This window comes from Parasaccharibacter sp. TMW 2.1888, assembly GCF_023167265.1.
Lineage (GTDB): Bacteria > Pseudomonadota > Alphaproteobacteria > Acetobacterales > Acetobacteraceae > Bombella > Bombella apis.
In genome coordinates this window covers 457,641-470,937 of the sequence record NZ_CP030979.1, presented here as the reverse complement: position 1 = coordinate 470,937, position 13,297 = coordinate 457,641, and the positions used below count along the sequence as shown (strand labels likewise).

General features: G+C 57.8%; 7 protein-coding genes. 6 read left to right on the top strand and 1 reads right to left on the bottom strand.

Annotated elements, in window-relative coordinates; all coding sequences use genetic code 11:
• Positions 1–4 precede the first annotated feature (4 nt).
• The 6 genes from DTQ13_RS02165 (at position 5) to DTQ13_RS02140 (ending at position 10,584) form a co-directional block, all read left to right on the top strand.
• Positions 5–751 (top strand): hypothetical protein, encoded by a 747-nt coding sequence (locus DTQ13_RS02165; RefSeq protein WP_227431506.1) that lies wholly within the window; start codon positions 5–7, stop codon positions 749–751.
• The gene (gene holA / locus DTQ13_RS02160) at positions 748–1,758 is read left to right on the top strand and encodes a DNA polymerase III subunit delta (RefSeq protein ID WP_248460995.1); all 1,011 of its coding nucleotides are present in this window, start codon (positions 748–750) and stop codon (positions 1,756–1,758) included. The genes DTQ13_RS02165 and holA overlap by 4 nt, the downstream gene beginning before the upstream one ends.
• Positions 1,759–1,983: 225 nt before the next feature.
• Positions 1,984–4,344: a TonB-dependent siderophore receptor gene (locus DTQ13_RS02155; RefSeq protein ID WP_248460987.1), complete on the top strand. Its 2,361-nt coding sequence runs from the start codon at positions 1,984–1,986 to the stop codon at positions 4,342–4,344.
• A 372-nt stretch (positions 4,345–4,716) separates the two neighbouring features.
• Positions 4,717–7,038: a TonB-dependent siderophore receptor gene (locus DTQ13_RS02150; RefSeq protein ID WP_248460985.1), complete on the top strand. Its 2,322-nt coding sequence runs from the start codon at positions 4,717–4,719 to the stop codon at positions 7,036–7,038.
• Positions 7,039–7,379: 341 nt separating this feature from the next.
• Positions 7,380–9,755: a TonB-dependent siderophore receptor gene (locus DTQ13_RS02145; RefSeq protein ID WP_248460984.1), complete on the top strand. Its 2,376-nt coding sequence runs from the start codon at positions 7,380–7,382 to the stop codon at positions 9,753–9,755.
• 145 nt (positions 9,756–9,900) lie between these two features.
• A complete protein-coding gene (locus tag DTQ13_RS02140) occupies positions 9,901–10,584 on the top strand; it encodes a Fe2+-dependent dioxygenase (RefSeq protein ID WP_043558305.1) in 684 nt (227 codons plus the stop codon).
• Positions 10,585–10,600: 16 nt separating this feature from the next.
• Here the strand turns inward: DTQ13_RS02140 and DTQ13_RS02135 are convergent, their stop codons facing one another.
• Positions 10,601–13,123, bottom strand: a complete 2,523-nt coding sequence (locus DTQ13_RS02135; RefSeq protein ID WP_248460982.1) for a TonB-dependent siderophore receptor — start codon at positions 13,121–13,123, stop codon at positions 10,601–10,603.
• Between the last annotated feature and the right edge of the window lie 174 nt (positions 13,124–13,297).

The following is a 13,297-nucleotide window of genomic DNA, read 5'->3' as shown; positions in this document are numbered from 1 at the left end:
CTGGATGAACGGAAACTCCCGGATGAAGAAAGTGGCTCGCCGGGGCCTTGGCATCCTGCTGGCCGGGGTCGGGCTTGCCAGTCTGGGAGCGTGTGGTTTCCAGCCACTTTATGGCAGGCAGGCTGGGCAGAAGGATGCTGCCGTCAATGCCCAGCTGAAGGATGTTTATGTAGCGAACATTCCGACCCGTTTCGGGCAGGAGCTGCGCCTTGGCCTGCAAAAGGAAATGGCGGGGGATGGGCCCGAACGGCCGGAGGGGTACATCCTGCGTGTGAATGCCACGGCTTCTCTGGAGTCGATCGATATCCATCAGGACAATACCTCGGGTCGCACCCGTGGTGTTGGCTGGGCTGACTGGCGGCTTTATCGTGTCGGGGATACCAGCAAGGTGCTGGCACGGGGCTATGCCCGCACTCTGGACGGCTTCAACATGAATATTGAGCAGTATTTTGCCCAGACGCTCAATAACGAAACGCTTTACAAGCGGATCGGGGAAAGCCTGGCGCATGACATCACCATGCAGGTGGCTGTCTGGTTCCGGGCGCATCAGTCTCTGGGAGAGGAGAAGTCCATCCGTCCGGGGCGTGATCCCTATCTGGACCGTCTGCCCGGCACGCAGCGGACGGACATGCGCTATATTGGTGTTGATGGCTTCCCAGCCAATGCAACGGGGCGCAGCAGCAACAACGCCTCCACATGGACGGGTGAGGACAGCCGGAATCTGGAGGACGAAGAGGATAACGGTCTGTGAAGATCAAGACGCAGGCTGCCAGGCAGACTCTGAAGGAGGCTGGCAGCTGGCGTGTGATTCTTCTCCACGGAGATGATGGCGGGTTGATCCGTGAGCGGGCGAGGGAGGCTGTCCAGACCATACTGGATGATCTGGATGACCCGTTTCGTCTGGCCCGGCTGGAAGCGGAAGAGCAGGACAGGCTGGAGGAAGAGGCTCTGGCCCTGTCCCTGACAGGGGGGCGGCGTGCTGTCTGGTTGCGTGGTGTGCAGGATGGCGCTCTTGGCCAGCTGAAATCCCTTCTGGAGCATCAGAGCGATACATTGGTCGTTCTGGAAGGGCCAGGATTGGGAAGTCGCTCCAAGCTGCGGCAGTTTGCAGAAAAACACAGGCAGGTGGCGTCCATCGGGTGTTATCCGGAGGAAGGGCGCAACCTTGCCCAGACGGTGAGCGATATTCTGGCGGAAGATGATATCCGGCTGGATCGTGATGGCATGGCGTGGCTGCTCGGTCATCTGGGGCATGATCGGACGCTGGTCCGTAGTGAAGTGGAAAAACTGCGTCTTTACGGTGAGCCGGGTAGCACCCTGACCGTTGATGACGTCCAGGCCTGCGTGGGGGATTCGGGGCAGGCGTCCCTTGATGATGCGGTGTATGCGGCCCTGGCGGGGAACCGGCTGGAGGCTGACCGGGCGTTTGAGCGGGCCATGGGGGATGGGGCCAGCCCTGTTGCTTTTGCCCGTGTGACACTGTCCGTGCTGGAGCGCTTCCAGCGGGCGTTTTTTCTGGTGCAGGAGGGACAGTCCCGGCAGGAGGCCATGGCTGCCCTGAAGCCACCTGTCTTTTTTCGTCACAAGGATGCTTTTCTGGCGGGCATGAGGCGCTGGTCTCAGGTTGCTCTCTCCCAAGCAGCGGAGGCAACGCAGGAGCTGGAGCTGGCCTGCAAGCAGAGCGGGGCCCCGGATGATCTGCTCTGTCGCCGTCACCTTGTCAGGCTGTGTCATCCCCGTTCTTTTGATCGGGAATAAAATAAATTAATTCCTATAATAGGATATACCTTTCACTGTGCCTATGTGACTGGTTTCATTGACTGTTCCCATCTGCTTTTTTTTAGAAAAAACATGAGTTTCCTGCCATTCTTCTGTTGGTGAGGAAGGGTGTGTGTCCGATCTTTAAATTAAACTTTATTATATAATAATTATTATTATCACCTAGAACGGCTTCTGAATAATGTTGTTTTTCTGGTGGTATATATGAGTCGTTTCATCCGTAGTGGTCTCAGGCCGTTATCTGCAGTTCTGACAATGGGGGGTGTTGTAGGGAGTGCCCATGCAGAGCCGGGAGCGGCAAACAGGGTTGCCCAGGATGTAACGTCTCCTGCAGATGGAACAGATGATTCCAGAGGAATTCAGGCCAAGGGGGTCGAGCAGATTCATGTCATCGGCCACCCGTTCAACACGATGCATGCCAGCAACGACATGGGCCGGATGCCGCAGGATGTCATGCACACGGCCCAGACGATCGATGTCGTTCCCCGGGAGCTCATCAAGCAGCAGAATGCAAAATCGCTCGAGGAAGCCCTGAAGAATGTTCCCGGTATCACCTCTTCCGTGGGGGAAGGGGCTGGAGGAATGAGTGGCGACCAGTTCCTCATCCGTGGCTTCCCGGCGCAAAATGACATTTATGAAGATGGTTTGCGGGATTTTGGGGTTTATACCCGTGACAGTTTCTTTCAGGATTCCGTCAATGTCATCAAGGGGCCGTCCTCCGAGGTGTTCGGTAACGGAACGACAGGTGGGGCCATCAATATCATCACCAAAACCCCGACCCTGAAGGATCATTACGGAGCCGATTTCAGTGGTGGGTCGGGGAATTTCTACCGTGGCACGGTGGATGTGAACAAACGCATCGGGGATACTTCGGCCTTCCGTCTGGAGGGCATGGGAAATTCCAATGACGTGGTGGGACGTGATTACGCCTATTCCCACCGCTGGGGTATTGCACCGTCCATCGCTTTTGGTATCGGCACGAAAACGACGGTTGTGTTGCAGGTGATGCACCAGACCTCCCGCAACGTGCCGGATTATGGCGTGCCGGTCGTCAAGGGCCATCCCATCACGGAGCAGTCGTCTCTCGGTGTGCGCCGGGGCAACTGGTACGGCAAGACGCAGGACCATGACAACAGCGATGACACGATGGAGACATTGCGGCTGAAGCATGTCTTCAACCGTCATTTCACGTTCCACAATGACCTGCGCTTCGGTGAATACAGCCGGGACTTTGCGGCCTCCACGCCGCACTGTGCCAATGCGTCCTGCTCCGAGATGCAGATATACAATCCGGGGTACAAGAAGGTCGATCCGGCTGCCGGTGTGGGCCTCAATGGCGGGCCGATGCCGTACAAGCAGTCCAGCTGGTCCTTTCAGGACGTGGCCTCCCTGCAGGCGGACTTCAATACGGGATTCCTGCGCCATCAGGTCGTGACGGGATTCGACATGGAATATGTGCAGGATTCCCGTCGCCAGTATGCGTATGATGCCGTGGGTGCCCACCGGGCCATTCCGTGGCAGAACACCTACCATCCGCAGCGTGACGCTTATGGTTATGCGACCTGCCGGGCGGATTCCGGAAACTGCTGGAAGAACACCAATTACAGTCTGGGGCGGCCGGATTCCCGTGGCTATGGATTCGATACGGGTCTTTTCCTGTATGACCAGATCTGGTTCACCAAGTGGCTGTCCGCCAAGGGTGGGCTGCGCTGGGACCGCTGGCAGACCATGTACAGGACATGGGGAGCGGACGGGCAGGAGAGTGCGGCGGCCCGTGGCCCGTTGGGCAAGGCGCCGTCTGCGGCGTTGGATTATCATGACACGAAGGGCGTCATCAATCCGACGGCCAGCCTGCTGATCACGCCCAACAGCTGGCAGACCTTCTACTTCACCTATGCAAGCTCCACGACGCCGATGGGCATGTATGTGACCAACGGTGCCCTGCCGATCCGCCCCGTGAACGGGCAGGTGGCCACCCAGCCTGAACGCTCCCAGCTCTATGAGGTGGGGTCCAAGATGAGCCTGCTGCATGACCGTCTCGGGGCCACGATCTCGCTCTTCCGGCTGGACAAGAGCAATGCCCTGACGACGGACCCGGTCGCCGGGCAGGTACTGGCCACGGGTGTGAAGGAACGCAACCAGGGGCTGGAACTGTCCCTGGGAGGCATGATCCTGCCGGGCTGGAACGTGACGGCCACATATGCCCTGTATGACCCGCGGGTGATGTCCGGTCCCAATCATGGCCGGAACATCCAGTACGTGCCGCACAATCAGGCGACGCTGTGGTCCGCTTATGAAGCCTTTCCCGGCAAGCTCTGGAACTTCACCATCGGTGGGGGGCTGACATGGCGGCAGGGCGTGTATCTGAACCTTGCCAACACGGCGAAGGTGCCCGCCAACGTGGAGTTCGATTCCTACATCTCGCACCGCATCAACCGGCACTGGGTCGTGTCGTTGAATGCCTACAACCTGTCCAACCGTCTCAACTACAACTCACTCTTCACGAACCGGGTAACACCGGCTCCGGGGCGGGCCTTCCTTGGGCGGTTGAGCATGGATTACTGATCTACCCTTCAGACACGGATCATCTGCTGGATTCTGCGCCTTTCCCGTTTGGGAAGGCGCAGTTTTTTTTTATGGGAGATCGCAATGGTTAATATTTAATTGTTTAAATATTAACAAAAATAATGAGAGGGACTGTGTCTGTCTTATAGATAACAAACAAAAGATTAAAATAAATGTGTTTTTTACGACACATTCATCAAATTTCTGCAAAGGACAACAATTTCTTAAAGTTAAAATTAAGAATTAGTCGCATTTATGAGCGGCTATCCCGCTGGGGATGTGCGTGACCCTTTCAGGACAAAGGTTGTTTCCATGAGTCGTTTTATCCATCAATGTCTAAAACCGGTCTCAGCGGTGCTGACTTTAGGGAGCATGGCAGGGGGGGCTTTGGCTGCTTCTGCCTCCCATCAGGAAGAAAGCACGCCTACAGGGCAGGAAACGACGACACCAGCGCCTTCTGTCAATGATGCCCAGACGCAGGGCGTGCAGGCAACGCAGGTGGAGCGCATCCATGTCATCGGTCATCCGTTCAACACGATGCATGCAGGCAACGACATGGGGCGTCTGCCGCAGGATGTCATGCACACGCCGCAGACCATTGATGTCGTCCCTCGGGAACTGATCAAGCAGCAGAACGTGAAGTCTCTGGATGAGGCCCTGCGCAACGTCCCCGGCATCACGGCTTCCGTCGGGGAAGGGGCTGGCGGCCTGAATGGGGACCAGTTTCTCATCCGTGGGTTCCCGGCACAGAATGACATCTACGAAGATGGCCTGCGAGACTTCGGTGTCTACGCTCGTGACAGCTTCAATTATGATTCCGTCAATGTCATCAAGGGGCCGTCTTCACAGGTTTTCGGTAACGGAACGACTGGCGGCGCCATCAATGTCGTGACGAAGACGCCGATGGCCAATGACCATTACAACGTGGATTTCAGTGGCGGGTCAGCGGATTATTTCCGTGGCACGGTGGATGTGAACAAGACCATCAATAACAGGACGGCCTTCCGTCTGGAAGGCATGGGAGCGTCCAACAATGTGGTGGGTCGGGACCATGTCTGGGATCATCGCTGGGGCATTGCGCCATCCGTGGCCTTCGGGCTGGGGACGAAGACGACCGTTGTTCTTCAGGTGATGCACCAGACAGATAACAGCGTGCCAGATTTCGGGATGCCGGTCATCAAGACAAAGTGGTCGGCTTATGGGCGGCCTTTGTCTGAATATGGCGTGCCGCGGCACAATTTCTTTGGCAAGCAGCAGGACCATAATCACACCGACGACACGATGGAAACATTGCGGCTGAAGCATGTTTTCAATCGGCATTTCACCTTCCACAATGATCTGCGCTTCGGTGAATACAGCCGTAATTTTGAAGCTTCGAAGGTCGTGTGCCGGGCTGGCTGTATTGATGCGATCAATGGCGGTGATTTTGGCAAGGGGCTGGTCAATCGCACGACGCCGGGCAACAGTGTGCCGCTGCCCTACAAGCAGAACAGCTGGTCCTTCCAGGACGTTGCGTCCCTGCAGGCCGACTTCAAGACATGGTCTCTCCGGCATCAGGTCGTGACAGGGTTTGACATGGAATATGTCCATGATTCCCGTCATCAGGACGTCTATGCCGGGACCATTCCTGCGGCCAATCTGCTCTATCCCAATCCGCATGAGGTAACGGATGCACAGGCCCGTCGTGTGCCGGGAGGGGAGAATCCGAAGAGCATGCCGTACATTGCCGGGCTGGGCAGAAAGCCGGACAATCATGGTTATGGGTTTGATACGGGCATCTTCCTGTATGACCAGATCTGGCTGACAAACTGGGCGTCCATCAAGGGCGGGTTCCGTTGGGACCGCTGGCAGAGTGGGTACACCGTAACAGGTGGGCCAGAGACGACCCTGAATGAGAAAAACCGCCCCGTCCCGAATGAGGACAAGCGTTTCCCGCAGACGAAGAATACCTTCAACCCGACGGCCAGCCTCGTGCTGACACCGACCAGCTGGCAGACGATCTATTTCACCTATGCCAGCTCCACCACACCAACGGGCATGTATGTGACCAGCGGGGCCGTGCCGGTCCGGCCGGGCAAGAATGGAGGAACGGTGGATAACCGGCCACAGCATGCCCGCCTGTATGAGGTCGGCAGCAAGTTCAGCCTGCTGCATGACCGCCTGGGGGCCACCATCTCGCTCTTCCGTTTGGACAAGGACAATGCCCTGACGACAGACCCGGTCTCCAACTCCACCATCAACACGGGGGCCCAGCAGCGCAACCAGGGCATGGAACTCTCCCTCGGGGGGATGATCCTGACGGGTTGGAACATCACAGCCACTTATGCGCTGTATGATCCGAAAACATCTTCCAACAATGGCGGGCCCATGCATAATCAGATCCAGTACGTGCCGCATAATCAGGCGACTCTCTGGTCCGCTTATGAGGCCTTCCCCAACCTGCCATGGAACTTCACGATCGGTGGGGGGCTGACATGGCGGCAGGGTGTGTATCTGGATAACAACAATACCTCCAAGGTGCCCGCCAACGTGGATTTTGACACCGTTATTTCCCATCATTTCGGGCGGCACTGGCAGGTCTCTCTCAACGGGTACAATCTGGCCAACCGGCTGAACTACAACACGCTCTTCAGTGGCTATTCTACCCCTGCACCGGGGCGGACATTCCTTGGCCGTCTGACCATGGATTACTGAGCTGTTTTTTCAGGCCGGACATACTGTCCGGCCTGAAGGTATGGCTCCGCATTGGGGCTGGGGAACGGGCTCCTGTTTTTGTGTTCGGTTTATCCTGTCATTTCTAAGAAATAATCGGCAATACCTGTTCACAACATGGGAGTGGAGGTAGCAACATGCTGAAAAACAGCAGGAAACAGCCATTATGGTAATGGTGTGTCATATTGTGGCAATTAAGACACAATCTTATCTGTAAACGATTTGGTATGATTTTTATGGTTTGAAACTGAGAATAATTATCATCTATGGAAGGTGTCTCTCCTTGGTGGAGGTCGTATTACCCTGATGTGGAGCACCTTTGTATGAGTCGTTTTATCCATCAATGCCTCAAGCCGGCTTCGGCTGTCCTGACACTGGGTGGTGTCGCTGGGGGGGCCTATGCTGCTGACACAACAGCCCTGCATCAGGATGGCGTTGCCACATCAGATGGAACACATGCGGAACAGACAACAGCCGGAACATCTGCATCCCGGGCGGCACAGGATGGTGTGCAGGCAACGCAGGTGGAGCGTATCCATGTCATCGGTCATCCGTTCAACACGATGCATGCAGGCAACGACATGGGACGTATGCCGCAGGATGTCATGCACACGCCGCAGACCATTGATGTCGTTCCCCGGGAACTGATCAAGCAGCAGAATGCGAAGTCTCTGGATGAGGCCCTGCGCAACGTCCCCGGCATCACGGCTTCCGTCGGGGAAGGGGCCGGTGGTCTCAACGGGGACCAGTTTCTCATCCGTGGGTTCCCGGCACAGAATGACATCTACGAAGATGGCCTGCGGGACTTCGGTGTCTATTCCCGTGACAGCTTCAACTATGATTCCGTCAATGTCATCAAGGGGCCGTCCTCACAGGTTTTCGGTAACGGAACGACCGGTGGTGCTATCAATGTCGTGACGAAGACGCCGACGGTCAACGACCATTACAACGTGGATTTCAGTGGCGGGTCAGCGGATTATTTCCGTGGCACGGTGGATGTGAACAAGCGGATCAACGACACCACGGCCTTCCGTCTGGAAGGGCTGGGGGCGTCCAACAATGTGGTCGGGCGGGACCATGTCTGGGATCATCGCTGGGGCATTGCGCCATCCGTGGCCTTCGGGCTGGGGACGAAGACGACCGTCGTGCTTCAGGTGATGCATGAGACGGATAACAGCATCCCGGATTACGGGATGCCGGTCGTCAAGGCCCGTGGGTCCGCCTATGGGCGGCCGATCTCGGAATATGGCGTGCCCCGGCAGAACTGGTACGGCAAGCAGCAGGACCATAATCATACCGATGACACGATGGAGACGCTGCGCCTGAAGCACATCTTCAACGATCATCTGACATTCCACAATGATCTGCGCTTCGGTGAGTACAGCCGTGACTTTGAGGCCTCCAAGGTGCAGTGCGGCACGAAGTGCGTCAATGCGCTGAACAGTGGCAATTACGGTGCCGGTGTGATCACCCGCAACACCAACGGGAGCGTGCCGCTGCCCTACAAGCAGAACAGCTGGTCCTTCCAGGACGTCGCCTCCTTGCAGGCCGACTTCAAGACAGGGTTCCTGCGGCATCAGGTCGTGACAGGGTTTGACATGGAATATGTCCATGATTCCCGTCATCAGGATACCTATGAGGGTGCTTCCCTCACTAAGGCGGTGCCGACCGCCAACATGCTGTATCCAGACCCGCACAATGTGCCGGATGCCATGGTGCGCCGTGTCTCCGCACAGGCCAATTCCATGCCCAATATTGCCGGTATCGGCAAGAAGCCGAACAGCCGCGGGTATGGGTTCGACACGGGCATTTTCCTGTATGACCAGATCTGGCTGACAAACTGGGCATCCATCAAGGGCGGGTTCCGCTGGGACCGCTGGCAGAGCAACTACCGGACGTCCGGCCTGTCCGAACTGCCGAACAACCCGGACAGGAGCTTCCCGCAGACGACCAACACCTTCAACCCGACGGCCAGCCTTGTGCTGACACCGACGAAGTGGCAGACGGTCTATTTCACCTATGCCAGCTCCACCACACCGACGGGCATGTATGTGACCAGCGGGGCCGTGCCGGTCCGTCCGGGATCAAAGGGAACCGTGGATACACGCCCGCAGCGTGCCCGCCTGTATGAGGTCGGCAGCAAGTTCAGTCTGCTGCATGACCGCCTGGGGGCCACCATCTCGCTTTTCCGTCTGGACAAGAGCAATGCCCTGACGACAGACCCGGTCTCCAACTCCACCATTAACACGGGTGCCCAGCAGCGCAACCAGGGCATGGAACTCTCCCTTGGTGGCATGATCCTGCCGGGCTGGAACATCACGGCCACTTACGCCCTGTATGACCCGAAGACATCCTCCAATGGTGGCGGGCGGATGCATAACCAGATCCAGTACGTGCCGCACAATCAGGCGACCCTCTGGTCCGCCTATGAGGCCTTCCCCGGTACGCCGTGGAACTTCACCATCGGTGGTGGTCTGACATGGCGTCAGAAAGTGTATCTGGATAACAACAATACCTCCAAAGTGCCTGCCAATGTGGATTTTGACACCGTCATTTCCCATCATTTCGGGCGGCACTGGCAGGTCTCTCTCAACGGGTACAATCTGGCCAATCGGCTGAACTACAACAGTCTCTTCAGCGGCTATGCCACGCCCGCACCGGGGCGGACATTCCTTGGCCGTCTGACCATGGATTACTGAGTGTCGGGGCCGGCCATGCCTTCTGCATGTCCGGTCTTGAAACCGGTGGATGATGGTGTGAAGGTTTCACATGGAGCAGGCAGGTCTGTCTGCTCCTTTTCCTGTAGGTGGCGGGGCTGCTGGCCTGCCTGAAAGGCATGATCTCATGATGTTGCATATTCCGGGAGTTCTCTCGGCAGAAGAGCTGGCTGACCTGCGGTCCCGTCTGGCCGCGGGAGAATGGGTGGATGGCCGGGGAACAGCCGGGTCACAGTCTGGCAGTGTGAAGAACAATCTTCAGATCGCTCCAGACAGCCCGCTGGGGAAGGAGCTCTCCACGTTTGTCCTGCGCAAGCTGGGCACGAACCCGCTCTATAACAGTGCCGTGCTGCCCCTGCGTCTCGTGCCGCCGCTCTTCAACCGTTATGATGTGGGGATGAATTTCGGGGCGCATGTCGATAACGCCCTGCGGCCCATTCCCGGTACGGGGCACCGCATCCGTACGGACGTGTCCAGCACGCTTTTCATTTCCGATCTTGATGAATATGACGGGGGCGAGCTGGTCCTTCATGGGCCGTCAGAGGAAAAGCGGGTGCGCCTGCCTGCGGGGGACATGATTGTCTATCCCACCACGGCCCTGCATACGGTCACTCCGGTGACACGGGGCAGCCGCTGGGGATCTTTTTTCTGGGCGCAGTCCGTCATCCGCTCGCAGGAGCACCGGTCCATCCTGTTCGACCTTGACCAGAGCATCATGGCCCTGACCCAGAGCCACGGCCCCAAGGATGCGGAGGTCCTGCGGCTGACCAACGTGTATCACAACCTGCTGCGGACATGGGCCGAGATGTGACCGTCTGGCCCACTTTTCAGAAGTGGGCTGACACATCCAGATAATAGTAGCCGCCATTGATGCCGAGCTGGGATGTGCTCAGGTAGTATTTGGCGGCTCCCAGATAACGGTTGCCATGAGGCACCTTGCTGGGGAAGGCGGCGAAGATGTTGTTCCCGCCCAGTGTTGTACTCCAGATTTTGTTGATGTTGTACGTCACCGAAAGATTGGTCGTCCATTTCGGTCTGTTATGGAACTGGAGGTAGTTGGTGGTCGAGGCCGTTGAGGTATTGTTGTTCCGGTAATAGGTCAGGGCGGAGGTCGTCTGCCCGTACCGGATTTCATGTAGGGCAACGGCCCAGCGATGCGCCGGGGATACCCATGTGCCACCAAAGATGATCTTGCTGCGGGGATACGCAGTCGTGATGTAGGCCCGGCTGGGGGCGTTGAGGACCGGCGTGCCGTCGCTGCGGGTCGCCTGATGGCGCAGTCTGGTGCGGTTCAGGTTGATGGCGGCATCCCAGTTGATGCGCCCGGCGTGGCGCAGTTTCGTGGTGTAGGTGATGGTCATGTCCATGCCCTGCGTGCGGGTGTTCGCCACATTGGCAAACCACTGGGTGGACAGATTGTTGTTCGTGATGTTGGCGGGCAGGTCGGTGATGCCGTTGGCTGCCAGAATGTTGGCGGCTTCCACACCATAGAGGTTGTTCCCGGGCAGGATGCGGCCCCGCAGGTCGATCTGGTAGAAATCGGTCGTGACATGCAGCCCTTTGAAGGGTTCGGCAATGATGCCCCCTTCCACATTCGTGCTCTGCTCCGGTTTCAGACGCTGGGCCCCGCTGGCCAGGGCTCCGGGAGAGGTGGCGGCCACCAGCCCACGGGCCACGGTCGGGGAGAGGGTCAGGGCGGAATAATGTTCCTGCGCCAGTGTGGGAGCGTGGAAGCCGTTGCTGAATGTCCCCCGGAAGGCAAGCCTCCTTGACACGTCATAACGGGTGGAAATCTTGCCGGTCTGCGTGTTGCCGACATCGGTGTAATGTTCGTACCGTCCGGCCATGTCCAGCTGCCAGTGCTTTGTCAGATGGGTGGAAATGTCGACATAACCGGAGACCACGTCACGGTTGGAGTTGCCCGCACTGCGGGGGCTTGTTCCGGCGAGGGCCAGGCTGGTGCCGCCGCCATAGGTACTGGCACTGGAGCCTTCAGCAATGGAGTAGGCTTCATAACGGTATCCGGCCCCTCCGGCGAGATTGATGCTGTGGGGCCAGAAGGACAGATTGAGCTTCCTGTTCAGGTTCAGTTCGTTGTTCCACTGCGTGTCATTGAAGCCCTGCACCCTGTTGTAGGTGGTTTGCAGGGCGGAGGCGGGAAGGGCCTTGTTGGCGTCATTCTTCAGGCCGATATTGTCGAAATCCCGCCCGTACGTGCTGGACAGGTCCCAGTGCCAGCCTGCCAGACGGCCTTTCAGCCCTGCCGTGATTTCAAAATCATTTTCTTCCAGCGTCTGGAGGGGGGAATAGCCGTCCGGGTAGATGGCGGCGTAACCGGGTGTGCTGGCAAGGGATGAGGGCAGACGGTAATTCTGGAAGGCCTCCGCATGGCGGTGGGCATAGGTGGCCGTGCTGTAGAGCTGGAGCGTGTTGGTGATGTCATAGCCTGCATTGATGGCTACGGACTCCCGGGTCTGTTCCGGCTGGCTCAGGATCTTGTTGATGGTTGTTCCGGTCCGGCTGTCCGGTCCGGAGCGGAAGCTGTGGTCCTGATGCACGAGGTCGCCACTGACATGGATGAAGCCACGGTCCTCCCCGAAGGAGGCCCCGCCATCAATGAAGATGCCCTGCTGGTAGCCGTCGCCCTTGCTGGTGATGCCGCTGTTGGACCGGATCGTCAGTCCGTGATCCTGCTTCTTGAGGATGATGTTTACTACTCCGGCAATGGCATCCGATCCGTACTGGGCCGAGGCACCATCTCGCAGCACTTCGATGTGATCGATGGCAGAGAGGGGGATCATGTCGATGTCGGTCGGGGTCGTGCCCTGCTGCGGCCCGGAATCGGCATAGATGTTGGCCGTGGTGTGCCGCCTGTGCCCATTGACGAGGATCAGCGTCTCATTGGAGCTCAGTCCCCTCAGGCTGATGGAATCCGTCAGGGCGCCTGTATCAAAGCCGCCTGTGGGGACGGTGAGGGATGGCAGCAGGAGCTGCATGGCATCCCGCAGGGTTGGCTGGCCGGTACTGGTGAGCTGCCGGCTGGAGACGACATCAATGGGTGCAATGGAATCACGGGCCTTTTTCCCGATCTCCCGTGTCCCTGTGACGATGAGTGTTTCCGTTCCGCCGGGCATCTGCTGGACGTGTTTCTGACGCAACGGGGTGGTGGCCTGCCGCCTGGTGATGGGTTTGGGCTTTCCTGTGGCAGATATTTTTTCCTGTGCCGGTGCCACGGTCTGGTCTCTGGTTGCCGCCTTGACCTGGGAGGATAGAGCCGTCATGCAGCCCAGCCCGATGCCAAGCAGGGAGGGGAGGGTAGTCAGGCGACGTGAAGGAGGCAGGGAACGCATCAGAGACCAACTTTCCAGCAGGTGAAGCAGGACCTTGCACACGGGGGATCATCCGGGCAAACTCCTATTCTTCATAGTGAAAAATAGAAACATCTATGCGCCTGTCTGATATAGAACAGTCGTCTTCAAGACCATGGGATAGAGGGTGTGACAGGGCACCTGTTGCATGAAAGG